Annotated in this window: 1 pseudogene; it reads left to right on the top strand. The window is 67.7% G+C overall.

The features are described from left to right. A pseudogene (locus SB771_RS35960) lies at positions 1-251 on the top strand (AEC family transporter); the annotation flags it as partial.

The raw sequence follows: 251 nt of genomic DNA, 5'->3' as shown, positions 1-251 counted from the left end.
CCGAGCGCCTCGTGTACTTCGTGCTGTTCCCCGCCCTGCTGTTCCAATCCATCCTGCGCACGCCGATCAGCGCGGGCAATGCCGCAACACTGTTGCAGGCGACGGCGGCGGTGCTCCTCTCTGGCGTGGCGCTGTCGTGGCTGGCGGGCCTCGTCCTCAAGCCCTCCTCGCTCGGCCTGGCATCTTCGGCGCAATGCGGCTTCCGCTTCAACACGTATATCGGACTGGCCCTATCGGCCAGCCTGGGCGGC

The sequence above is a fragment of the Burkholderia sp. SIMBA_051 genome (assembly GCF_046534915.1).
Classification (GTDB): Bacteria; Pseudomonadota; Gammaproteobacteria; order Burkholderiales; family Burkholderiaceae; genus Burkholderia; species Burkholderia ambifaria.
This window is presented reverse-complemented; position numbering and strand designations above follow the sequence as displayed.